Source organism: Jeotgalibaca ciconiae (assembly GCF_003955755.1).
Taxonomy (GTDB): Bacteria; Bacillota; Bacilli; order Lactobacillales; family Aerococcaceae; genus Jeotgalibaca; species Jeotgalibaca ciconiae.
In genome coordinates this window covers 1,363,985-1,387,791 of sequence record NZ_CP034465.1, presented here as the reverse complement: position 1 = coordinate 1,387,791, position 23,807 = coordinate 1,363,985, and the positions used below count along the sequence as shown (strand labels likewise).

26 protein-coding genes are annotated in these 23,807 nt (G+C 34.4%); 14 read left to right on the top strand and 12 right to left on the bottom strand.

From position 1 onward, the window contains the following. Positions 1-140: 140 nt before the first annotated feature. A complete protein-coding gene (locus EJN90_RS06590) occupies positions 141-1,220 on the bottom strand; it encodes an aldose 1-epimerase family protein (RefSeq protein WP_126109649.1) in 1,080 nt (359 codons plus the stop codon). 183 nt (positions 1,221-1,403) lie between these two features. Further along, positions 1,404-1,691 (bottom strand): DUF1232 domain-containing protein, encoded by a 288-nt coding sequence (locus tag EJN90_RS06585; RefSeq protein WP_126109647.1) that lies wholly within the window; start codon positions 1,689-1,691, stop codon positions 1,404-1,406. 202 nt (positions 1,692-1,893) lie between these two features. Between EJN90_RS06585 and EJN90_RS06580 the strand changes: the two genes are divergently transcribed. Together EJN90_RS06580 and EJN90_RS06575 are read left to right on the top strand one after the other, a co-directional pair. Then, the gene (locus EJN90_RS06580) at positions 1,894-2,457 is read left to right on the top strand and encodes an NADPH-dependent FMN reductase (protein WP_126109645.1); all 564 of its coding nucleotides are present in this window, start codon (positions 1,894-1,896) and stop codon (positions 2,455-2,457) included. 168 nt (positions 2,458-2,625) lie between these two features. Continuing rightward, positions 2,626-3,108, top strand: coding sequence for a hypothetical protein (locus EJN90_RS06575; RefSeq protein WP_126109643.1), 483 nt, complete (start codon positions 2,626-2,628; stop codon positions 3,106-3,108). Between the two features lie 273 nt (positions 3,109-3,381). Here the strand turns inward: EJN90_RS06575 and EJN90_RS06570 are convergent, their stop codons facing one another. After that, on the bottom strand, positions 3,382-3,849 hold the full coding sequence (locus EJN90_RS06570) for a hypothetical protein (protein WP_126109641.1): 468 nt from the start codon (positions 3,847-3,849) through the stop codon (positions 3,382-3,384). 67 nt (positions 3,850-3,916) lie between these two features. Continuing rightward, a complete protein-coding gene (locus EJN90_RS06565) occupies positions 3,917-4,741 on the bottom strand; it encodes an aldo/keto reductase (RefSeq protein ID WP_126109639.1) in 825 nt (274 codons plus the stop codon). Positions 4,742-4,896: 155 nt separating this feature from the next. Here EJN90_RS06565 and EJN90_RS06560 point away from each other — a divergent pair, with 155 nt between their 5' ends. Then, positions 4,897-5,991, top strand: coding sequence for an AI-2E family transporter (locus tag EJN90_RS06560; protein WP_126109637.1), 1,095 nt, complete (start codon positions 4,897-4,899; stop codon positions 5,989-5,991). Positions 5,992-6,067: 76 nt separating this feature from the next. On the opposite strand, the gene EJN90_RS06555 is transcribed toward EJN90_RS06560, so the two are convergent. From EJN90_RS06555 to EJN90_RS06545, 3 genes are all read right to left on the bottom strand, one after another. Further along, positions 6,068-6,337 (bottom strand): hypothetical protein, encoded by a 270-nt coding sequence (locus EJN90_RS06555; protein WP_126109635.1) that lies wholly within the window; start codon positions 6,335-6,337, stop codon positions 6,068-6,070. Between the two features lie 19 nt (positions 6,338-6,356). After that, positions 6,357-6,620, bottom strand: a complete 264-nt coding sequence (locus EJN90_RS06550) for a hypothetical protein (RefSeq protein ID WP_126109633.1) — start codon at positions 6,618-6,620, stop codon at positions 6,357-6,359. A gap of 701 nt (positions 6,621-7,321) precedes the next feature. After that, positions 7,322-8,176, bottom strand: a complete 855-nt coding sequence (locus EJN90_RS06545) for a helix-turn-helix domain-containing protein (protein WP_126109631.1) — start codon at positions 8,174-8,176, stop codon at positions 7,322-7,324. Between the two features lie 686 nt (positions 8,177-8,862). On the opposite strand from EJN90_RS06545, the gene EJN90_RS06540 reads away from it, so the two are divergent. After that, the gene (locus tag EJN90_RS06540) at positions 8,863-9,174 is read left to right on the top strand and encodes a hypothetical protein (protein ID WP_126109629.1); all 312 of its coding nucleotides are present in this window, start codon (positions 8,863-8,865) and stop codon (positions 9,172-9,174) included. Between the two features lie 219 nt (positions 9,175-9,393). On the opposite strand, the gene mnmG is transcribed toward EJN90_RS06540, so the two are convergent. Beyond that, positions 9,394-11,295: a tRNA uridine-5-carboxymethylaminomethyl(34) synthesis enzyme MnmG gene (gene mnmG / locus EJN90_RS06535; RefSeq protein ID WP_126109627.1), complete on the bottom strand. Its 1,902-nt coding sequence runs from the start codon at positions 11,293-11,295 to the stop codon at positions 9,394-9,396. 234 nt (positions 11,296-11,529) lie between these two features. Then, positions 11,530-12,918: a tRNA uridine-5-carboxymethylaminomethyl(34) synthesis GTPase MnmE gene (gene mnmE, locus EJN90_RS06530; protein WP_126109625.1), complete on the bottom strand. Its 1,389-nt coding sequence runs from the start codon at positions 12,916-12,918 to the stop codon at positions 11,530-11,532. Positions 12,919-13,243: 325 nt separating this feature from the next. Between mnmE and yaaA the strand changes: the two genes are divergently transcribed. From yaaA to EJN90_RS06505, 5 genes are all read left to right on the top strand, one after another. Beyond that, positions 13,244-13,990, top strand: a complete 747-nt coding sequence (gene yaaA / locus EJN90_RS06525; RefSeq protein ID WP_126109623.1) for a peroxide stress protein YaaA — start codon at positions 13,244-13,246, stop codon at positions 13,988-13,990. Between the two features lie 383 nt (positions 13,991-14,373). Then, positions 14,374-14,862, top strand: a complete 489-nt coding sequence (locus EJN90_RS06520; protein WP_126109622.1) for a YcxB family protein — start codon at positions 14,374-14,376, stop codon at positions 14,860-14,862. 389 nt (positions 14,863-15,251) lie between these two features. Continuing rightward, the gene (locus EJN90_RS06515; RefSeq protein WP_126109620.1) at positions 15,252-15,737 is read left to right on the top strand and encodes a hypothetical protein; all 486 of its coding nucleotides are present in this window, start codon (positions 15,252-15,254) and stop codon (positions 15,735-15,737) included. A gap of 488 nt (positions 15,738-16,225) precedes the next feature. Then, entirely contained in the window at positions 16,226-16,714 is a 489-nt protein-coding gene (locus tag EJN90_RS06510) for a YcxB family protein (RefSeq protein WP_126109618.1), read from the top strand. A gap of 536 nt (positions 16,715-17,250) precedes the next feature. Then, positions 17,251-17,745, top strand: a complete 495-nt coding sequence (locus EJN90_RS06505) for a YcxB family protein (RefSeq protein ID WP_126109616.1) — start codon at positions 17,251-17,253, stop codon at positions 17,743-17,745. Between the two features lie 541 nt (positions 17,746-18,286). Here the strand turns inward: EJN90_RS06505 and EJN90_RS13875 are convergent. Further along, positions 18,287-18,436, bottom strand: coding sequence for a hypothetical protein (locus tag EJN90_RS13875; protein ID WP_164544026.1), 150 nt, complete (start codon positions 18,434-18,436; stop codon positions 18,287-18,289). Positions 18,437-18,679: 243 nt separating this feature from the next. Here EJN90_RS13875 and EJN90_RS06500 point away from each other — a divergent pair, with 243 nt between their 5' ends. The 5 genes from EJN90_RS06500 to EJN90_RS06480 all read left to right on the top strand — a co-directional run bounded on the left by EJN90_RS06500 (position 18,680) and on the right by EJN90_RS06480 (position 22,610). Next, the gene (locus EJN90_RS06500; RefSeq protein WP_126109614.1) at positions 18,680-19,174 is read left to right on the top strand and encodes a YcxB family protein; all 495 of its coding nucleotides are present in this window, start codon (positions 18,680-18,682) and stop codon (positions 19,172-19,174) included. A 368-nt stretch (positions 19,175-19,542) separates the two neighbouring features. Continuing rightward, the gene (treR, locus tag EJN90_RS06495) at positions 19,543-20,262 is read left to right on the top strand and encodes a trehalose operon repressor (protein ID WP_126109612.1); all 720 of its coding nucleotides are present in this window, start codon (positions 19,543-19,545) and stop codon (positions 20,260-20,262) included. 35 nt (positions 20,263-20,297) lie between these two features. Further along, positions 20,298-20,585, top strand: coding sequence for a hypothetical protein (locus tag EJN90_RS06490; protein WP_126109610.1), 288 nt, complete (start codon positions 20,298-20,300; stop codon positions 20,583-20,585). A 280-nt stretch (positions 20,586-20,865) separates the two neighbouring features. After that, on the top strand, positions 20,866-21,222 hold the full coding sequence (locus tag EJN90_RS06485) for a YrhK family protein (RefSeq protein ID WP_126109608.1): 357 nt from the start codon (positions 20,866-20,868) through the stop codon (positions 21,220-21,222). A 74-nt stretch (positions 21,223-21,296) separates the two neighbouring features. Further along, complete coding sequence (locus EJN90_RS06480) at positions 21,297-22,610, top strand: MATE family efflux transporter (RefSeq protein ID WP_126109606.1); 1,314 nt, start codon at positions 21,297-21,299, stop codon at positions 22,608-22,610. A 74-nt stretch (positions 22,611-22,684) separates the two neighbouring features. Here EJN90_RS06480 and EJN90_RS06475 read toward each other — a convergent pair whose 3' ends face one another. After that, positions 22,685-22,894, bottom strand: a complete 210-nt coding sequence (locus tag EJN90_RS06475; RefSeq protein ID WP_126109604.1) for a hypothetical protein — start codon at positions 22,892-22,894, stop codon at positions 22,685-22,687. 13 nt (positions 22,895-22,907) lie between these two features. Next, a complete protein-coding gene (locus tag EJN90_RS06470) occupies positions 22,908-23,540 on the bottom strand; it encodes a hypothetical protein (RefSeq protein WP_227872598.1) in 633 nt (210 codons plus the stop codon). Between the last annotated feature and the right edge of the window lie 267 nt (positions 23,541-23,807).

The following is a 23,807-nucleotide window of genomic DNA, read 5'->3' as shown; positions in this document are numbered from 1 at the left end:
ATATAATGGAGAGGAAATTCTAATATAAAATAAAAATAAGCCTCGATACAACGACTAATTTGTATCGAGGCTTATTTTTTGAAGATGGCGGCTAACAATCTCGTTTAGTGAACGCTCTATTTTGTGCTCACTAGATGGAATTAATCAAACTGTATTCCCCAGCCCTCACAACCGACTCCTTTAAGCTCCTTCTTCACAAAGTGTTGTGTCCCTACATAAAAGTCAACACGAGACTCATCCAACAACTGCTCTTTCATTTTTACCAGTTCGCGCTCCGAAGCAGGATACACTTCAATAAAGTTATCGAGATAGCAAATCGAAACTTCCCATTCATTATCAAAAATCATGACATACTGGTGCCCATCTCTCTGGCCCGCTTCTAACAGATTGATTCCCCTTTTGTCTGCCAGTTCACCTACTTCACCATATTCATCAGCCATACCGTGAAACGGCTCTACACAAAGAAACGGTGCTTCCATCCCTTCTTCCGTCCACAAACACAAATACGGAAAATCGCCTAAACTCAAAGTAATACTATGCGAAGACTGACTTGAATATAAAGTTGCTATCCTTCCTTTCATTTCCATATCCATTACCAAGCCTGCCCCAAATAGTTCACGGTCAATAGAAATTTCTCCATTTTTCAAAGCCGTTAATGGCAGTTTTCGACCGCTCATATACGGCAACGGTTCCATTTCAAAATACTCTAAGCTTTCGAGTCCAGCCCCGGCATTGAAATGAAGTTTATAATCCTCGAACTTCCCTTCCCCATTAATCGGTAAATTGAATGCGGGATGTCCTCCTAACGAATAAGGCATTGTTTCGTCAGAATGATTCTCCACACAATAAGTAACCGCTAGCTGATTTTTGTCTAAACGATAGTGAATCTTCAAAGTAAATTCATAAGGGTAGCGATTTAAGGTCTCTTCATTTGCCTGCAAGACTAATTCAACTGTATCTGGCGTTACCTCCCCTACTTTAAATTCCAAATCTCTAGCAAAACCATGCTGGTTCATTTCATAAATCTTTCCATCCTTTATATGCTTGTTATCATTCAAACGGCCAACAATTGGAAACAAATTTGGTGCATGCTTTGACCAATACCCTTCAGCACCTTGCCACAAATAATCAAATTGATCTTTTTTATGAAAAATACTTTGCAGTTCTGCCCCTTTTTCAGCAATCGTTACTTTCAATTCTTCATTTTCTAATGTAATCATTGAATTCGCCTCATCTTTTCATCTTTTAAACAAAGTATAACGTAAAAGAGAGTGGGAAAAAAGGCGTTTAGATCCGAATCACTGGAACGAATAATGCGCGGATCTGCCTTTTTGAGCACGTTTACGCCACTATTATTCGTTAATACTAGAGGGGCCGGGAGTTTTTTCCCGGCCCCTAAAATATTATTGGTTTTGAGGAGTGACATCTTTGCGATCACTATCTTTTTTTGTCTCAGCATGACTGCTGATCAAATTCTCTGCTACAATTAAAAGAATCGGCAAGACAATGTCATCCGCATAGCCGGAAATCGGCAGAAAATCCGGAATGATGTCAATTGGGCTAATAATATAAAGTAAAATCCCCGCTATCATCCATCTTTTTTTCTTATCTATTTTTCCATTCATCGTTGCAGACACTAAGTTCTTTACTTTTGACATAGGAGCTACTGTTGTCTTTTTTCTTGTTTTCATATCGTTATTCCTCCTAAAATCGAATTACTGCCTTCGCTATTTCTCTACTGTTCCATTATAAAGAATACAACGGCCATTTTAATCCGTCTAAAGAATGATTTTACCTCTATTTCGAAATAAAATATTTGAGTTTCTACTAAGCTTGCGTTATCCTTAGTTTGTAAGACAAGCTTTTACTAACTAAATATTAGGAGGAATACAGATGTTGAAAATAGGAATTATCACAGGTAGTACTCGTCCGAATCGTAATAGCATAAAAGTCGCAAACAAGTTGAAAGAATGGGCTGATAAGCGTGGGGATGCAGAATATGAGGTAGTAGATATCGCAGATTACAACCTACCTCTATACAATGAGCCAATCTCCGCAGCTTACAGTTCCGATTATGTCACACCCGAAGCAAAACCGTGGTCCGAAAAAATTGCTTCATTAGATGGATTTGTATTTGTTACGCCGGAATACAATCACGGCATAACCTCCGCAATGAAAAATGCCATCGATTATTTATATGTAGAATATAATAATAAGCCTGCAGGTATTGTCAGTTACGGATCTTCCGGTGGGGTTCGCGCTGCAGAAGCACTACGTGTGGTTCTTGCGGAACTACAAGTAGCTTCTGTACGTACGCACGTAGTTATGTCACTCTTTACTGACTTCAAAGATATGAGTGAATTTACTCCAGCTGCATTACACGAAGAAACATTCAACACGCAACTTGATCAAGTGTTAAGTTGGGGAGAAGCTTTGAAAACCGTACGTGAAAAATAAAGAATAATAAATAATCGCAAACACCTAAATTCTCTTAAAAGAAATTTAGGTGTTTTTTTATAATATAGTGTAGTACAATCTTTATTAACTACTAACGATATCAAAAAAGAGCATTAACGTCTTAAAATAAATTCTGTCAAAATAATTCAACAACGGAGGATAACTAATATGAAGAATAACCCCCGTAATGACTATGTTCCCAATCAAGGGTGTGGGATATTCTTTTTAATGGTTCTTTCTGTATTTCTTCTTTTAAGTATTCCTGTTCTAAAGTTTAATTATGAACTCTTTTTTGAAAAACATGTTCTATTAACCAGTGATTCTCCCCACGACAACTATCATATTGAAATTTCAAGAAAAGGAGAGTCCGTTCGATTTCTTATTGAAGAAGACACGACCTCTTCAGCACTTAGCTCTAGTATCAATACAGAACTGTTAATGCCCGTCACTTCAGAAAACCTTGAAATTGAATGGATCAATGACGAGCTTGCTTATATTACTGCAACAGGCAGGAATGAAATTAAAAGTTATTTTTGTTTCAATGCTGACGCAGAGAAAGAAAAAATAAAGGAAATAGTCAATGATTCTACATGGAACGAATATAGAGCGCTGCCTGCTATTAATGCTCCAAATCTTTACTCTTCTCGCTAATTGGTTCTATCCCATTATTACCTTTGTCAATTTTTTTATTTTTTGGCTTGATTCCTTTAGCTATTTGGCTAGAAGCATTTACTCCTGAAACAATCAAATATGGTTTTGCGCAGCACTTCCTCGATTCCCACTAGCACCAGTATTATTTTTACTTTTGCAGCATTGATAATAATAAATTTGTTTCTAATGAATGGCTTTCGTATCTTTAAACATTTACAAGAATGACAAGTAAAAAACATCATCTTTACTCAAGCGAGCTAAAGATGATGTTTTCTATTTACTCATTAATAAACGCAATAATTGTAGCCCATCTGATGGGAAACTCCATCTAGGACCAAACCAACGAGGCAGCTGATTAGGAATGAGAGTGAACAATAACACGAGAAAGTTTGTCTCTGCTATGATTACTAAAAGAGTTCGTCCCCACCCGTCTATTTCTAGCCTAAGAAGTAATAGACAGGTAGTCATAATGAATGCAGTCATTAATGGACCGCCAATCAAGATAAAAAAAGACTGTCGCTTGTTTAATGCTCCTCCCCATCTGCACCAACCAGTGAAGGCCCATTGAACATGGAAATGAAGACGACCGATTCGAAAATTTTCTTTATTGTTCTCTCCAGTATCTCCTAAATAAATATGCGCATGGTGCGTTTTAGAAGTCAACACGGTTCCTATGCCATGCCCAATTTCATGCATTAGTAGGCTAAGTGGAACGATAAAAATAAGTAGTACTATGTTCATACGCCTTACTCACTCCCATTTATACTCTCACAAAAGATGATGATTTTTTATTTATATAGAACTTCTCTTACAAGAAAATATCTCCTTGCCACTCCCATTGATCAAAGAAATCAAGATCTGCTTGGTCCAGCTCGAAGTCAAAGACTTCGAAGTTCTCTTTGATTCGTTCTTCGTGAACGGATTTTGTTAATGGAATATAGTTTTTATCTATCCCATAACGTAACAATAATTGTGCGATGGATTTTTGATATTTTTCTGCCATTTGGATGATTGTTTCATTTTCTGCCATTTGTGGGATCGGTGACAATGGAGACCACGCTTGGATAGCCATTCCTGCTTCACGGCTCATCGCTACTGTTTCTGCTTGGAGCAAACCTGGATGTAAGCGAAGTTGATTGACCATTGGTTTGATGCGGCAGTTTGGCAATAGGTTTTCTAAGTGTTCTACTTTGAAGTTACTGAGACCAATTGCTTTTAATTTACCTGCTTCATAAGCTTCTTCCAATGCGCGCCATGTTTCAATGTTATCTTCGCGCCAATCTTCTTCATGACCATCTACTACTGGCCAGTGAATCAAGAATAGATCTAAATAATCTGTACCTAGCTTTTCTAAGGACTCATCGATCGTTCGAACAGTATTTTCATACCCGTGGTTTGAATTGTTTAATTTGCTTGTTAGGAAGATTTCTTCGCGAGGAACTCCACTTAAACGCATTCCTTCTCCTACTAACTCTTCATTGCCATACATTTGAGCCGTGTCGATATGACGATAACCCATTAATAAAGCATTCTTCACACCTTCTACACACTCACTTGGATCTGTATTTCGCCAAGTACCATATCCTAACACAGGAATTTCTATGCGATTTGACAATTTTACTGTTTTCTGCAAATTTACTCACTCCTACTCTTTAAGTTATTCTTATTTTACCGCATTTTCGCTTTTTATGCAGGAGAACGGTTTGTTTTCTAGGGGAACTTTCTTTAAAATGAATAGAAGGATGTTTCGACCGATTATTTAAAAATGATAGTAGAAGGAGCATATTTATGAACCGTTTTAAAGAATCAAAACTCTTTTTCTGGACGATAGAACTATTAGCGATCTTTTTGCTTGTATGGACAGGAACAAAAATCAGTTTTGTTTTCTATCCGATTGGTGCCTTTTTCTCAGTTTTATTTACTCCCTTAATCATTGCTGGGTTTCTTTATTATTTGATGAATCCTTTAGTAGAAATATTAGAAAAAATTCGCGTTAAACGAATGTATGCCATTCTAGCTTTATTTGGTTTTGTTATTTTTCTGGCTGTTATTGTTTTAACTAAGTATATACCCATTTTAGTTAGTCAAATTAACCAGCTCGTTCTAGGTTTTCCAGAATTTCTCACAAATCTTCAAAATACAACCATAAGCTTAATGGATCGCTTTGGACTGGATGACCAAACCATACAAAATGCCTTTGCCGAGTGGAACGTATCCTTTTCAGAATTAATTAAAAATACTTTTTCAAATGTTTCAAGTGGATTAACCTCTTTTATCGGGATTATTTCGCGAGTGACAGTTGTCCTTATTACTGCTCCAGCAATCTTATTTTTTATGTTAAAAGAAGGAGACCAATTTTCTCAAGCTGTGGTTAAGTTTTTTCCTGAAAATTTCCGTAAAGAAGCCCTCGATTTATTTGTTAAATTAAACAGAACCTTATCTTCTTATATCACTGGTCAGGCTCTGGTTTGTTTATACGTTGGCATCTTTACTACGATTGGATACTTCATCATCGGTATGCCTTATGCTTTGCTTTTAGGGACAATTGCAGGAGTAATGGATATTATCCCTTATTTAGGTCCATGGATTGGAATTGCTCCTGCATTTTTTATCGCCTTTTCTATCTCGCCACTCCAAGCTCTACTAGTAGTAGGAGTCGTTTTAATTGTTCAGTTAGGCGAGTCCTATTTTGTTTCCCCATTTGTACTGGGAAAACATCTGAAAGTTCATCCTTTGACAATTATCCTGATTCTACTTGTTGCTGGAAATATCGCAGGATTAATGGGAATGATTTTAGCGATTCCTGTCTATGCGATTTCGAAAGAAATTTTGATAAATGTCTACTCTATCTACCAAGACCATAAGAAAGTGAACAAGGCTTAATCAAGAGACTGTCTTTAACGATTTTACACAAAAGGGATGCGTTCAAGCGCATCCCTTTTGACTCTCTATTATGAAGTTAGGTTTTTATTATAAAAGCTACAAAACCAATAATAAGCAGAAAAAAAACGATATCTTCCAGAATCCATACGAACTTATTACTTTTAGCTTGATGAATGAAATAAAATTCTCCCATTAAAAATAGAATGCCCACTACGAATAAAGCATAGATATTATAATAGTCAAACCAGATCATCAGTGAAAATACTATGGTCAAAGGAAAACAAAATCCGAATAGGTAACTATTGTGGTATTTCTTTGGCAATAATTCAAATTGTTCTGTAAACATATAACTCCTCCAGATAAAATTAAACTATTTTTGAGTAAAGAGTCAGCAAGACTATGACTTTTAGAATAAAAATAATTTCGGAATAGAGCCATTCTCTTTTTCCGTATCGTGCTTTACTGATAAAAAACAGGCTTCCAATTACATATACAAAACCTAAAATCAAAATATTGTTTAGAATAAAGAAATCAAAATAAATCATTCCTAACAGTATGATTAGTAATGGCATTAAAAATCCAAATGAGTAGAATCTTTCAAGTTTTAACGGAAGTTTTCTAGTATTCACTTTGTTCCCTCCTTAAGAGGATTGTTCTTTCTTTTATTGTACCCTATTTATTTAATACGAAGTACTTGAATTATCTGGTCCTCTGACAACTTATGCCGAATTAACCGAAGCATTAAAAGTTGCTAGCGGCAAAGAATTCGACGTCATTTCTATGAGCGATGCAAATTACAAAAAAGTCTTAGTGAACAGTGGCGTACCGGAGGCTGGAATCAATTTTGTTCTCCCTCTTTAAAAAGACATTCGTGAACATCAATTAGAAGTTGAATCAAGTGATTTTGAGAAAACACTAGGAAAACCATTGACTCCGCTGGTGGATGCTTTGAAAGAATTTTTAGGAGAATAAAGACAATCAGCGAGAGGTTCAGAAACATTTTTTGCTCTGAACCTCTCGCTTTTTTGTCTCCAGTATTTAGTGTAACTCAAGAAAGTCTCTGTAATAACTAGAAAAGCTTCTCTGAATAGCATAAGACAGCTATTTCTATAATCAATCACTAATATAAGCTTCCTAAGTTATATATTCACATCTTGGTTATTTAGTAGCCTATGTGCAACGTATGTTGCATTTATTCTTCGAAATTACAAAACCATCTTCATCAATGTAATAATCAAATAAAAGGTGGTGAACAGATTATGGAAGAGATTATTATCATTGTAATAACAGGAGGAAAACCTCCATATTTCAATCCTTTATAGTGTGCATTCTAATAATTTGTCACTATCCAATGGTTCAAAGAGACTATTTTTTCAGATAGTTCGTCTTTACCAATAAGCTGCAGACTCTCTACAAAAGAAGAAAAATTTTTACTTGCTTCTCGCTCTCCTTCTGCATAATCTAAATAACTGGCTAACAATTTTTCAAAAAAGCTTTCAAAAAATAATGTTTCTCGGGTCGGAAAAATGGATAATCGATTATGCCATTTTCGTGCTAAAGCTACTTCTTTCCTACTTAAGAAAGAAATAATCGCATTAATCATAATTCGAGAAATGCGGTTTTGATATTCTGGATTTTCTTCATATGCTGAATAGCTATGTAATATATTTTTTAAGAAGTAATCAATCGTTTCAGTAGGCAATATTTTTAGACAATTACCGAACATCATTATTTCATAATGTGTCCATGTTTCTACTCTATTCAGGTAGCAAATCAAGTCATTATTTTTCCACTCTGCTTCACTATAAGAGCTAAATTCCAAAAGTATAGAGATAAGTGAAATGATATGTTTTTGAGCTTGAGGATTTTCCCAGTCTTCCTCGCTTAATTTATTTTGTAGTACTCGTAACTTGTCCTTGTTACCGGAGTTGAAGTGGACTTCAATTTCTAATATAGCGACTATTGTTGGATTGTTATGGTAGCCATTATGGATAAAAAGAAATTCCTCATACGATATGTTCAGCCGCATGAGTAAACGATTAAATTTTGAAATACTAGTATCGATTTCTCCATTTTTAAAACGATTATAGGTAGAACGAGTCATTATGTCTTCAACTAATTCATTAATAGGGATATTCTTTTTCCTTCTAATTTGATTAAGCGTCTTTCCGAAGTTTACATTCACGACAGCCCCTCCTATGTAGCATATTTGCTGCTAATGACGCAATTATAGTACAAAATATTTTGATTTACTATCTTTATTTTATAATTAATATAAAATTAGGAGGTATCTATGAATAAAGCAAAGAAGTTAAATAGATAGAAAACCAGAAGATTATCTTCCAAAGCAGACAATCAAGGAGTTTCTCCTATTTGAAAAATTTTATATAAAGTTATTTAGGCAGCCTTTAACAATGAAGAAAGTGAATCCGTAAATTCTGAAGACTTCAAACATTTTGAAGAAATACTTGAATGGCTAGATTATGATGGTCTGTCATGAAAAATTAAAAATACAAACTGATGGATGTTGGAGCATTATACTAAAAATATGATAAAAACAGTAGTTGTTCATTACGTACCTATCCTTGAATCTATATACAATAGAAGCTACTATAGTACGTTAAAATGTTAGAATGGTGGTTAAATAGTTTACTATATAGAGTAGAAAGGTTGATGCTAGTACAAATAATTTGATAGATGTAGATATTAAAACAAAGGGGGGCTAATAATTAATTGTTTGTGAAAGATAGATTTTCTAACAAAAGTCAGTATAAATATAAATGAGGAGGAAAAGTACTGAAAAATCTTTTAAACATTTTCTTTATAGCTTTAGTTTTAGTAATAAGTTCTGGCTGTACACAAACAGAAACAGTGGATCTCTCTGAATCAAGTTTAGCCAACACACTATATATACAAAATTCTCCTTCTGGAGGGGTAAATAAACAATATTACTTTTCTGAGAACACATTAACCATCAGTTCCACAGATAAAATAACCCCAGATTTAGTTGACACCGAAAAATACGAAAGTCCGATTTCAGAAGAATACGATAACATTAAAGTAACCGAAAAAAAAGATGAAATTATTATCACGGATGAGAATGAACTTCGTATAGTGTTTACAAAAACTTCTGATGGTTTATTAAAGAATGAAGATGGAGTAACTTTTATAAAAAAAAATTGAACTATTGATGATAGTACATACAGAGGAACTTTAAAAGTTGTAGAATACTGGGGTAATAAAGATGGTACTTTTACTGCAACCTATTCAGGAAAAGTTTATAAGGGTGCCATACCTCTTCCCGACTCTCTTTCAGAAGAAATAGAGTAATTAAAAAATTATGTTTACTATGAATAAAACAGGAACCAAACCCTTTCTATCAAGAGTTTGATTCCTTTTTATTTATATACTATTCTCCAAAACCGTATATCTGCCACTTTGTACATACACCATCAGGACTGAAATGTCTGCTGGGTTTACGCCGCTGATGCGGCTTGCTTGGGCAATGGTTTCGGGTTGGATTTTTTTCAATTTGTCTTTGGCTTCTGTCGCAATCCCGTTGATGGCATCGTAATCGATGTTTTCTGGAATGCGTTTTTCTTCCATTTTTTTCAATTTATCCACTTTTGCGACTGCTTTTTTAATGTAGCCTTCGTATTTGATTTGGATTTCAATTTGGCTAATAACTTCTTTTGGCAACTCTTCTTCAAGCGGCGCAAAAGGATACAAAGCAGCGTAGTCTAACTCTGGACGCTTCAATAAATCACTGAACAAGAATCCGTCTTTTAATGCGGCAGAATTACGGGATTCTAGGAAAGCTTGTAGCTCGGCAGTTGGTTTTAAACGAATCGATTTGATTCGGGCAATTTCCGCTTCTACTGCTACTTGCTTCTCAATGTATGCTTGATAGCGTTCTTCCGGTAGCAAACCGATTTCGTGCCCGATTTCTGATAAACGGATATCTGCATTATCATGACGTAACAATAAACGGTACTCTGCACGAGATGTCAATAAGCGGTAAGGCTCAAGCGTTCCCTTTGTTACTAAATCATCAATCATGACACCGATATAGCCGTCGCTTCGTTTCAATACCAATGGTTCTTTTCCTTGAACAGCAAGCGCGGCATTAATTCCTGCAATAATTCCTTGACCGGCAGCTTCTTCATAACCTGAAGTTCCATTCATTTGACCAGCAGTGTATAAGTTTTTCACTAATTTTGTTTCCAGTGACGGACGAAGTTGATGTGGTTTAACGACATCGTATTCGATCGCATAACCGGTCCGCATCATTTTTGCATTTTCCAAGCCGTCAATCGAATGCAATACATCCAACTGTACCTCTTCTGGTAAAGAAGAAGAAAGTCCTTGAACATATACTTCTTCTGTATTGCGTCCTTCGGGCTCTAAGAATAATTGATGGCGCGGTTTGTCGCTAAAACGAACCACTTTATCTTCAATGGAAGGACAGTAACGAGCGCCTACTCCTTCAACAATTCCCGTAAACATCGGTGCACGGTGTAAATTATCACGAATAATTTGATGCGCTTCTGTTCCTGTATAAGTCAGCCAGCAAGATAGCTGATCTTGTAAGTAATCTTCATCTTTTGATGAGTAACTAAAGTGATTCGGCTCTAAATCTCCCGGTTGTTCTTCTGTTTTTGAATAATCAATGGAAGAAGCCAGAATTCGAGGCGGCGTTCCTGTTTTAAACCGTGCCAAATCAAAACCTAAGTCCAATAAATTTTCAGATAATTTAATCGATGGTTGCGAGTTATTCGGACCGGAAGAATATTTTAATTCTCCGATAATAATTTGCCCTCGAGAAGAGGTTCCAGCTGTCAAAACGACAGCTTCCGCGCGATATACTGCACCGGTGTGGGTGACCACGCCTTGAACAACGCCATCTTCCACGATTAATTCTTCTACAATCCCTTGACGTAGTAAGAGATTTTCTTGTTTTTCAAGTGTTTTTTTCATTTCTTGTGCATATTCATTTTTGTCTGCTTGTGCACGTAATGCTTGGACAGCAGGACCTTTTCCTGTGTTCAACATCCGCATTTGCACGTAAGTCTTATCAATGTTACGCCCCATCTCGCCGCCAAGTGCATCCACTTCACGAACAACGACTCCTTTAGCAGGGCCGCCAATCGAGGGATTACATGGCATAAAGGCAATCATATCTAAATCAATCGTCAATAGTACCGTTGAACTTCCCATACGAGCAGCCGCTAAAGCAGCTTCTGATCCAGCATGTCCTGCACCAACAACGATTACATCAAATTTTCCAGCTTCATATCGATTCATTCGTTTTTTCCCTTCTATATATAGACATTTTTTTATCTCTATTCTGACGTGCTTTTATCTTCTCAATTTTTTTAAAATGACAGTTGAAAACGAAATTAGATTTGCAAGTGTTCAAAAAGAACCAAAAACCGTAGTTGAAAATAAAATTTTGTTTGCAAGTGACGTTTTTCGGCCAAAACCCGCAGTTGAAAACAATATTCGACTTGCAACTGTCAATCCGTCGCTCAATTCCTCTTATTTTCCAAGGCAGAATTGACTAAACAATTGTGTCAGCAATTCATCTTGTACCGTATCTCCGGTAATTTCACCGAGTAATTCCCACGCTCTTGTAAAGTCAATCTGAACAAGGTCTACTGGCATATCCATTTCAATTCCAGAGATGACTTCTGCTAATGCTTCTTGCGCTTCGTGCAACAATGCAATGTGACGAACATTTGAAATATAAGTAGCATCTTGCTCACCTGTTTCACCGGCGAAGAACATCTCAGAGATTTGTTTTTCTAATTGATCGAGTCCGGTTTGCTCTAGCATAGAAGTAGTAATCACATTTTCAGGACTACTCCACTCTGCTAATTCATCCACAGACACTTGAGGAGCTAAGTCACTCTTGTTCAATAAAATAATTCGATTCATATCTTGTGTCAGGTGAAGTAATTCTTTGTCTTCTTCCGCTAGTGTTTCACTTTGGTTGATTAACAGTAGAATTAAGTCTGCTTCCATCAATGCTTTACGGCTGCGTTCTACTCCGATCTGTTCCACTATATCATCTGTCTCTCGTATCCCAGCAGTATCTACTAGCTTCAACGGTACACCATTCACATTCACGTATTCTTCAATTGTATCCCGTGTTGTTCCTGCAATATCAGTTACAATTGCTTTTTCTTCTCGAATCAAGCGATTCAATAAACTTGATTTACCAACGTTTGGACGTCCAATGATAGCTGTTTCCAGCCCTTCACGAAGGATTTTTCCTTGTTTTGCGGTATGTAATAACTGCTCTACATGTCCTTGTACTTCCATCGTTTTTTCTTTTAGTAATTTTGTTGTAACTTCTTCTACGTCATCATACTCAGGATAATCAATATTTACTTCCACTTCTGCCAACGTATTTAAGATGATCTGACGAATATTGCGGATCAAATTGGACAAATCGCCATCTAACTGACGAAGAGCTACGTCCATTGCTCGATCTGTCTTCGCACGAATCAAATCCATTACCGCTTCTGCCTGGGAGAGGTCAATCCGCCCATTCAAAAAGGCACGTTTGGTAAATTCACCCGGCTCTGCCATTCTCGCTCCATTTTGCAAGATTGTCTGTAAAATACGATTCACGCTCACCACGCCGCCGTGGCAGTTAATCTCTACGACGTCTTCTTTCGTAAACGTCTTTGGTGCTCGCATGATAGTAACCATCACTTCATCAATAATTTCATCTGTTTTCGGATTACGAATGTGTCCATAATGGATGGTGTGACTCGGTACATCCTTTAAGTTCTTCGAACCTGCTTGGTACAGAGTATCCGCAATCGTAATTGCATCATCTCCACTTAATCGTACAATTCCAATTGCCCCTTCTCCTGGAGGCGTCGAAATTGCTGTAATTGTATCAAATTCATTTATCATGAGGGAAAGCCTCTCCTTCCTGTTTAAAATGTTTGGTTAAAAGCGGACTTGTCCCGCTTTTTTTGTGTCTAGCTCTCAAGTCCGCTTTTCTTTGTTTTTGCGCATGAAAAAAGCGCCCACTCCACCCTGCGGCTCCGCTAGGGTGGTTAAGCACTTTGACTGCGTAACACATTTTTATCTATATTTTATTTCGCTATTGAATTCTATGAAATTATACAGGCATTGCTTACTAAATGCAAGTACTTTGTTTCAATTTTAAGGTATATATGCCTCCCTTTTTCATGTTAAGATAAAGTCAATCATTATTAACGGGAAGGACTTATGTATGAAAATCATCATCTCACCCACTAAAAAAATGGTGGTAGAATCAGATAGCTTTTTTGCGGAAAGCCAGCCGCAGTTTTTACCAGAGACAAAACAAATTCTCCAAGAGCTTAAAAGCTTGTCCTATGAAGAAGCTAAAAAACTTTGGCGATGCAGCGATAAAGTAGCTCAGGAAAATTATAGTCATATACAAAATTTGGACTTAAAGCGCCAAAGTTCACCAGCGATCATGACTTATAAAGGACTCCAATATCAATATATGGCTCCTGATTTATTCACCGAAGAAGCTTTCATTTATATTAAAAATAATTTACGTATCTTATCCGGTTTTTACGGTATTTTGCGTCCTTTTGATGGGGTTAGTCCGTACCGTTTAGAAATGCAGGCCCCTTTATCTGTATCAGAGGCTAATAATCTTTATAAGTTTTGGGGAAGTAAGCTCTATGAATCACTTCATTTCGATGAAGGACCGGTCATTAATTTAGCATCTAAAGAATACACGAAAACAATTGCACCTTACCTAAAATCCACCGATCAACTAATAGAGATTGTTTTCGCTAGTCTCGTCAATGGAAAACCAAAAATAAAAGCCACTTTAGCTAAGATGGCACGTGGCGAAATGGTTCGCTATATGGCGGAAAATCAAGTGAAGGAAGTCGAAGAAATTAAGCAATTTGAGCATCCTGATTATGTTTTTTCCAACGAACTTTCAAATACTAATCAGTTTGTTTTTGTTTCTCAAAAATAAACTGATTAGGTCTGGAGAGATTTTTTGACTAGTAAGTTCATGAATGGATTTATCTTTATTGGTGGTTTACTTTTTTAACAGGGTGATCAGCGCTAGTGGAACAAATGTTTAATAGGAGCCCTGACTGCTATACCTCGAATACAAAGATATTAACAACATTTCTACTATCGAAAATACTTTTTTATCCACTTTATTTCTCCTTACAAAGTAAATATTCTTATTCTAATTCAACAGCAAAAGAAGATTTTAAAGTATTTCAGATACACTGAATAGCATGCATGCCCATCAGTCATATTTAGAAAAAGAATTAGAAATCATCTTCCAAAAAAAATGAGGTCTTAGTTGATATGATTGAATGATAATAAAATAAAGGAGGAAACTTAATGACTTATCGAGGAAAAGGAAACATTGCTTTAAAAGATTATCTCTTTTTTAATTCAACTTTCACTATCAAAAGTTATGCAGCGTACGCTGGACTTAGTTTAGCACTTTGCTATCTATTCTTCTTACAATTCATGGAAGCTTATACTGTAAAGAAACAAATTTTTTCTGTTGTTCTTATTTTTATAATCTTTTTTCTTTCTTTTATAATTGCTCAGACAATTTCATTATTAATTAGACTTAAAAAAAGTCCGCATGAAATTGGAATAAGGGATATCATTATCAATGATGATGGGCTTTTTTCAAAAAAAACAACGGACGATATATGGTACCACTTAGAATGGAATAGGATTCAAGGTCTTATTAAGAGAAAAGAATTCTGGCTTTTAAAGATAGATGATCATCATATTGAAATCGTTCCTTATTCAGCTTTTAAGGAAAACGAAATTCGGGAGATAGAGCTCTTTTTAGAAGATAGAACACGGGGTTAACAATAAAACTTTATTTATTTTCCTTATATTTATTGATTAACCACATTAAAATATAAAAAAACATTAGTGTCAGAAGGAAAAAACCTACCTTTGCATTGTTTGGTGCTATGAATAGTTGAATAAGAATAAAAATTTCAAATAAAATGATCATGCAGATGTATAATAAAAGTTCACCTTTTTTCAATAGTTTTTTCCTTTCGTATTTATTGTATTTGTATCTTAAATCAAAGAAATAATTGAGCAAATTGTGTTAACTCTATTACCTAATATATAAAAAAGGCTCTACAGAAAAATAAGGGACGTACGTGAAATCTAATCCACAAAAAATTAACAATCCTTACATGGTTTTGGTATGATAAATTTACAACAAAAGAAGGGAGAGCTCAAAAATGTATCATGGAACAGCTAATTTTTCTTTAAAAGATTATCTCTTTATAAACTTAACAGTAAACACGAAAAAATATTTAGCATATGCCGGTGCCACTTTAGTGATTTGCTTGTGGTTTATTCTTCTATTTATGAAAGAATATACATTGGAAAGACAAATTATTTCTACCATTTTTATTTTTATATTTATCTTTCTATCTTTTGTGGTTGCTGAAATAATTACCTTGATAAAGAAACTAAAAAAATACCCTCACTCTATAGGAGTTAGAGAATTCATTATTACCAAAGAAGGCTTTCAAACAAAGAACCTTGAAAAAAATGAAGCTATTTTCTTCATTTGGGATGAATTTCAATGCTTGATTAACCGGAAAAAATTTTGGCTATTAAAAATCAACGATCAGCAAATTAAAGTCATTCCCCATGCTGCTTTCAACGAAACCAAAATAAAGGAAATTACCCAATTTATAAGCGACAACATTGAAATTTAAAAACAGAATAAATATTTACGGTTTTATATAGTATTTAATTAACCATACGGAATAGGATATCGAAAGCAAGGCAATAATAAAAGAAGCTAACTTCTCATCTTCTGGCATAATAACCATTACACTGGCATTATATATCCCATATAGTATGAGAAGGCATATTAGTATCAGCAACCCTATTTTTTTTATTTTTTTCACTGCTAGAATTCGTTTAGTTACCTTTGTCTAACATTCATACTGTAATTGGAATTCCCAATGCTGGTACGGCTATTCATGAAGCTATTGCTGGTAAAATTGGAGCAGCTATCGCCATAAGGAATCCTAAACCAATAAAGGAAACTGTCGCCACTGCTCCAGTAATGAGGGCTTAGTTAGTTTGATGAATCAGCTTGAAAAAGAACACCATGCTTTTATTATTAATCCATAAAAAATTAACAATCCTTACATAGTTTTGGTATGATAAATTTACAACAAAAGAAAGGAGAAAATTAATGACTTACCATGGAAAAAGAAAATTACCATTACAAGATTTCTTATTTATAAATCTAACCATAAAGAAAGAAAAGTACCTTATTTATGCTGCTTTTTCTTTATTACTTTGCTATTTATTCTTTATGGAATTTATGAAAAACGATACATTTGAAAAACAGGTTATTTCTACTATTCTCATTTTTTTATTTATCTTTTTGTTCATTATCCTTACTGAAGTCTTTCTCCTCTTTCGTTCATACAAAAAATTATCTAAAATGAACCAACATAACGAATATATTATTAACGATGAAGGTATCCAAACGAAAAAAGGAAGTAGCGAAAATCGTATTTTTTTACCATGGGAGATACTTACTGACTCTATTAATTGTAAAAAGTACTGGCTTTTAAAAATAGAGAATGAAAAAAAATTTATTCTTCCTCATAATGCCTTTGATAGAAATAAGATTGAGGAAATAACTATCTTTTTAAATGAACGGATTAAGAAGTGAGAATCGACACTCATTTCTTAGCCTTTTTATAATTTTGAAATAACCAAGTGAAGTTAAAAATAATAATTAAAAGCAAAAGAAAGTACCCTATTTTTTCATTCATAGGAGCTTGAAACAGGAACACAACATCGATGACTCCAAATATGATAGTTAGAATCATTAGCATTAAAGCATCTCTTCTTTTCAAAAAAATCTGTCCTCTCGTTTTTCAAATATGTTCATGTACTTTACTTTAAAATAAACGCTATTACTCAACAAGTTACTGAGTTTAATTTTCTACAATAGATAAAGCAATGGTCAAGCAATTTTTATCTGCTAGTTATTTGTTTTATTTTTAAAATAAGATAATTCTCTTGTTAGCTGATGCTCGTTTCCCACTAGGTTTAAGGCTATGATTACAAGCGATAATAAAAGAATGATCGTAGTCCCAGTCAATAATTGTAGTGTAAATAACGATTACTTATAATTAAAATAGTTTTTGCTTCATCACTATCTTTGGTATGATTTAACTAACGATAAATAAAGGAGGCAAATCAATGATATACCAAGGAAAAGGAACTCTTTCTTTAAAAGATTCCCTATTTTTAAATTTAACACTAATCACTAATAATTATTTGATTTACGCTAGCTTCACTCTGTTCCTTTGCTTCATTATTTTTATGATCTTCATGGGAGACTATACAGTAAATAGACAAATTGTTTTAAGTATTTTGATTTTTTTATTCATATTTTCTTCTTTTATACTTGCGGAAGCGCTCAGCTTAATAAAAAGCGTCAAAAAATTTCCTAAATCTATTGGGTATAGAGTATTCATTATGGATAAGGATGGCCTTCAAATAATACAACCTAGCAATGATGGAACAAAATTTTTCTCATGGAATGAATTTGAAGGCCTTATTAATCGAAAGAAATTCTGGCTCTTAAGATTAAATAATCAGCAAATTAAAGCGATTCCCCATGCAGCTTTCAAAGAGAATGAAGTTCAGGAAATTAACCATTTTTTTAGTGAAAAAATTAGAATCTTAAACTAAGATTTGACTCATTTTTTCTTATTATTCTTGACTAAAAATATAACGTACAAGGCTATTGATAAAAAGAGAATAACAATTCCTACTTTTCTATTATTTGGAACAATAAAAAATAAAAGAATATTCCAAATTTCAAAAAAAATAAGAAAAGAAATTAGCAATACGAAGGTTCTTTTCTTCAAGAGTATCTCTCCTTTCAACATTTTTTAAACCATGTATATCATACATTAAATGAATAACTATATATAATAATTCCTTTTACTTAGTAGATAATGTGTAAGACAAATTAAATAGTCCAGTAAAGTTATTAAAACTACTACTGGACTATTTTTGTAACAATTTGTTCTAAAATACGAATTTCTAGTTCTTCTAATTATCTACAATTAACATTATTACAACTATTCCAACCGCCACTAAGGGCAATGCAGGCCCTGAAGCTAATGCTGCTAAAAATGGTGTAAGTTCAGCGATAAGTAACCCTCCAAGAATAACAGAAGAAGTTACTAATACTGATACGCCCGCTGTACTTAAAAAATTCGAATATTTATTCACTGTTTGTAACCATTACGCCTGTTGGTCCCGGAGTAATGAGCGTACCATCATCAATTTCAAAGGTAATCCGGCACGAAGCTCCCATTGTACTTCCGTCAGATAACGTAATGGAATTAAAGTTAACAATGTAATTGTACAGCATCTTTCCGCTTCGATATCCTACTGAAAGAACTACATTTACTTGTTTTTCTCGTATGACATCTCTCTAAGAAAATGAAGCCTTTGAATATAACTGTCTTTACAGGCACATTTGTTCCATATACTTTGCCTGCTATGAAGTTACCTATGTTCGATCCTAAATGGTTATTAATAATTGTCAATAAAATCTTTCTTAATGAACATAATCTTTGGTATGGTCGAATAATAACATCAAGGAGGCAAATCCATGACCTATCACGGTAAAATTGATTTATCTGTAAAAGATTATCTCTTTTTAAATTTAGCAGCTACCACCAAAAATTATATAGCTTATTCGGGCCTCTCTTTAATGATTTGCTACCTATTTTTTGTAAGCTTTATGCGAGATTTCACAATAACAAAACAAATTATTTCTCTCTTTTTACTCTTTTCAGTCACTTTTCTTTCTCTTATATTTATTCAAGTGATTGGTTTACTGATATGGTTGAAAAAATTACCTCATTATATTGGTCAAAGAAAATTTATTATCAACAATGAAGGAGTTGAATTAAAACAATTAGAAAATAATGAAGGAAATTTTTACTCATGGGAAGAGTTTCAAGGCCTGATCAACCTAAAAAAATACTGGCTTTTAAAAATAGACGATAAACAGATTAAAGTGATTCCTCATGCAGCTTTTAAGAAAAATGAAATTCTAAAAATAAATCAGTTAATGAATAGTAAGATAGACGTTCTAAAATAAGATTATTACTTATCTTTCTTGTACTCCTTGATTAACCAGATAGAACAGGAAAATGCTAGGAAGGCGAGTATGATATGACCTATCTTTTCGTTAACAGGAGCATAGAATACTAAAATGCTAATGATGATTCCATTAATTGTCAAAATACATATTAAAAGTAATAGTACAAATTTTTTCAAAAAATCATCCCTTTTTATTTTTTATTATATCTTAAACCAAAAAAATAAAGGCATTTTACGATATCTAATTCGTCGGACATACTGCCTATCTGCACAGGATTTCTCCCCAATTCCGCATAAATGTGATAGAATTCATATGAGAAAGCACATGCAGCTACTAAAATGTATGTTGCTAAGGAGTTTAATTGTATGAATAAATTTTATGAAATCTTTCGAGATTTAAAACAAAAAATTGACCAGAAAGAATATCCAGCAGGTTCTTTACTTCCAAGCGAACTGAATTTAGCACAAATGTACAATGTTTCGAGAGAGACTATTCGAAAGGCACTGAATCTGCTTCTTGAAAGTGGTTATATTCAAAAACAACAAGGAAAAGGCTCTATTGTATTGGATATCCAACGGCTGCAGTTCCCTGTTTCCGGTTTGACCAGTTTTAAAGAGTTACAAGAAGGACAGCAAATTGACAGCCAAACAATTGTTATCAAAAATAAGACTGAAAAAATTCCAAGGTACCTAGCAGAGCAATTTCATTTACCAGAAGATACCGATGTTGTCAGCCTAGTACGTTTACGGAAAATTTCTGGCGAAGTTATTATTTTGGATAAAGATTATCTCTTGCATGACATTGTTGATTCTGTTCCAACTGAAGCAGCAGAAGTTTCCTTGTATGGCTACTTGGAAAAAGAATGCAAACTAACTATTGCTTATGCCAAAAAAGAATTCGTAGTAGAACCAATTACACAAGAAGATCAAAAATACATGAATTTAAAAAATGATACGCATGTTGTTGTTGTAAAAAGTGAAGTGTACTTAGAAGATACTCGATTATTTCAATATACGGAGTCAAGACACCGCTTGGACCGATTTAAATTCGTGGAATTTGCAAGAAGAAAGCATACGTTGCTATAGGTGGAGAAAATAAACAATCGGGGGAGTCTACACGTATGACGAAAACGAAAAAGTTACTCTATTTATTCTATGTCGCTTTGGCACTCGTTCTAGGCCTGTTAGAGGTCAACCATATGATTCAGATTCGTAACCAAGTTGTTTGGTTTCTTGGAATTGTCTTTGCAGTAAAGTTATTTACAACAATTCCTTTTCCTCAGCATGAGCTTTCAACTATAAGAGCAACAGAGAGGCTTAGTAAAGAACAACGAAAACACCCTACCATGAATTTTCTTGACTTTTTACTTATCATTATTCCTCCCATTCTTTTTTTAGGACTTACTTAAATAATCATAAAATTGAGAGGGGCTGGGAAAAAACTCCCGGCCCCTCTAGTATTAACGAATAATAGTGGTGTAAACGTGCTCAAAAAGGCAGATCCGACATCCACTTCACGAATAATGCGCGGATGGTCTTCGTCCATCCTGTGCTTATTCGTTCCAGTGATTCGGATCTAAACGCCTTTTTTCCCACTCTCTTTTATTTGTTTTAGCACGCTGCCTATTGTTTTCTTTATAAAGTCGTTTCCCGTATGATAAAGAAAAATAGACAGTGAGGGTGAAAATGATGCCGAAAATTGAAAGAAGAAAACGTGAAACCAAGCCCCCGAAAGATGAAGATATTATCGTGAAAGTAGGCAAATATCGTTTTTATTTCCAAAATTATTACACAATTATCTCGTTAGCAAACGACATGCTTACAGGCGCTCTATATTTTATTGGCAGTCTTTCCAATCTATTGGGAGCGAATCCAATGGTGGGACAAATTTTGTATATTTTGGGCGGATTTTTCTTGTTAATGCGACCCATTTTACGAATACTGCGTAATATCTTTTTTTATGATGAAGAACAGTTTCAAGAAGAAGTCGGCGATATCGATACCGAGGAAGTAACTTTTCTCAAGAAAAAGACTGACAAAGACTGAACAAACAAAAAGTGTTATAATAGAAACTGTTTTCAAGAATAAATAAGAAATGATGTGAGCGTTTGCAGTCGGATATGACAAGTGGAAACATCTCGAATCAATTAATTCGTTTTTCAATCCCAATGGTTTTAGGGAATATTATTCAATTATCTTATAACGCGCTCGACTCCATTATTGTCGGTCGTTTTGTAGGAAAAAATGCTTTAGCAGCAGTAGGTACTTCCAATCCAATTATGACAATTTTTGTATTAGGAATTAGTGGGATTTGTATTGGCGCTTCCGTGTTGATGAGTGAATTTTATGGTGCGAAGGACTATACGAAGTTACGTAAACAAGTATCGACTGTATTGTTATTTGGAGCTTTATTTTCTTTTATTGTTTTATTTTTTGGACTTATTTTTACCCCGAATATTCTCTTGCTTCTAAAAGTACCTGTTGAAATACTTAGCGACGCTACTATTTATTTACGGATTGTGTTAATTGGATTTCCCTTTACTTATTTGTATAATGCTTTAGCCGCTGCTTTGCGGAGTATGGGCAATTCAAAAATACCTCTCTATTTCTTAATACTTTCGTCTGTATTAAATGGAGTGCTTGACATTGTATTTGTTGCTTTTTGGGGTTGGGGAGTTGCAGGAGCAGCAATTGCTACGGTTATCGCTGGGATTTTATCCGCTGTTTTATGTTTGATTTATGTCTACAGACATATAAGCGAGCTTCAAGTAAAACGAGGCGAATGGCAGATCGACAAAGAATTATTAAAAATAACCTTAAATTATGGTTCAGTCACCGCTTTGCAACAAGCAGCGCAACCGATTGGTAAATTATTGATTCAAGGTAAAATGAATACGTTGGGCGTGGATGTCATTGCTGTTTTTAACGCCGTAAGTCGGATAGACGACTTTGCCTTTACACCACAGCAAAGTATCGCCAATGGAATGACTGTTTTTATGGCTCAAAACCGCGGAGCCAAGAAAAAAGTCCGTATGCAAAAAGGATTCCGAACGGGTTTACGTCTGGAAACAGGCTACTGGTTGATTATTTGCATTCTCATCCTGCTATTCCAGCAGCCCATCATGGAGTTATTCGTTTCAGCTGCTAATCAGCACCTTGTTGAAATGGGAACGAGCTACTTAAGTTTGATGGCTTTCTTTTATTTATGGCCTGCTTTTACAAATGGCATGCAAGGATACTTCCGAGGAATTGGAAAAATGCAGCCAACATTAATCGGGACCGTGATTCAGATTTCCTTCCGTGTTCTCTTTGTTTATCTATTAGTTCCTAGACTGGGAATTCGCGGCGTTGCTTTCGCCAGCATGATTGGTTGGAGTTTTATGTTGGTGTATCAAGTGTTTACGTATCGTGTCTTGAAGATGAGGAAAGAATGATTTTAAAGCTAAAAACAGAGTACCACGTTGAATAACGGCAGGCACTCTGTTTTTTTATAAAGGATGAAAGCTCCTTATTCCTCTTCAAAAGACTTCAGAAAAGTGATGATTCCATCACTAATGACCCAAACAGAAATTAATGTGAACAGGCACTTCAAAATATAAATCGTAACATAGAAGAGTTCTGAGTAAGGTTCTTCTCCCATTGTGTGAATCATGAAAACTGGAATAAGCAAGATAAATATTCCTTTTAAAAAATTTATGATTAGAATCGCGATTCTCATAGGTATGACCTCCTTACCAATTTAAGTAAGATTCAATATATCTATAAGCATAATGATTCGATGAATTACTTACACCAAAACTTACACTTGCTGATTCACCTATTCCAATATTAACTCCAGCATTAAATGTTGTTGTTCCATTATTATAAAAATCTCCATTTACAATAAAATAAATTCTATCCGAACGCTCTAAATTCGTATAGACAGTTCCTCCAAATTGTTTTGATATTCCATTATATCCTCTAATCATATTTACAGTTAAGATTTTTAAAACACCATGGTATAAACCGCTTTCGCTTGTTTCACAGTAAAATCTCATTGTCGGTTTATAAGTAGAGGTGACTGTAAATTGTTGGGAAAGAGTTCTAAAAGTTGCTGCCTTAACAGAAGCAACTGATTTACTTGTACTATTTTGAAGAACCATATTTTCTGCATCTGCCAAAGAAATTTCTAAATCTTTAGAAATTTCTTTTGTTATCTCTTCAAATGTTAAAACATTACTTATTTCTGAAGTAGAGTCTGTAATTTCCAAAAGATATTCGTGATTTACATCCGATGAAATAACCTCTTCTGCATTAACTTCTTTTCCTATGATTAGCAAAGGGATGAGTAAAAACGAACCTAAAAGCAAAGTCATTTTTTTCATAATTATCATCTCTTTTCTTAGTCTTCAAAATTTTTTTACAAAATTACGTGCTTATTAGAGAAACCTTAATCAAATCATTTCCTAACTCAATAATTATAAAGTAGATATCAGTACCTACCCTCCTTTTATACTACTTACAACTACTATCTAATAAATTTAAATAGGCTATAAAGTGTATAATTCTCTACCTCTACTAATATTATCCTGTAATTAGTATCCGTTGAAAAGAACTTAAAAGTTGCTTTCTGCTTTTTTGTTAATAATTTT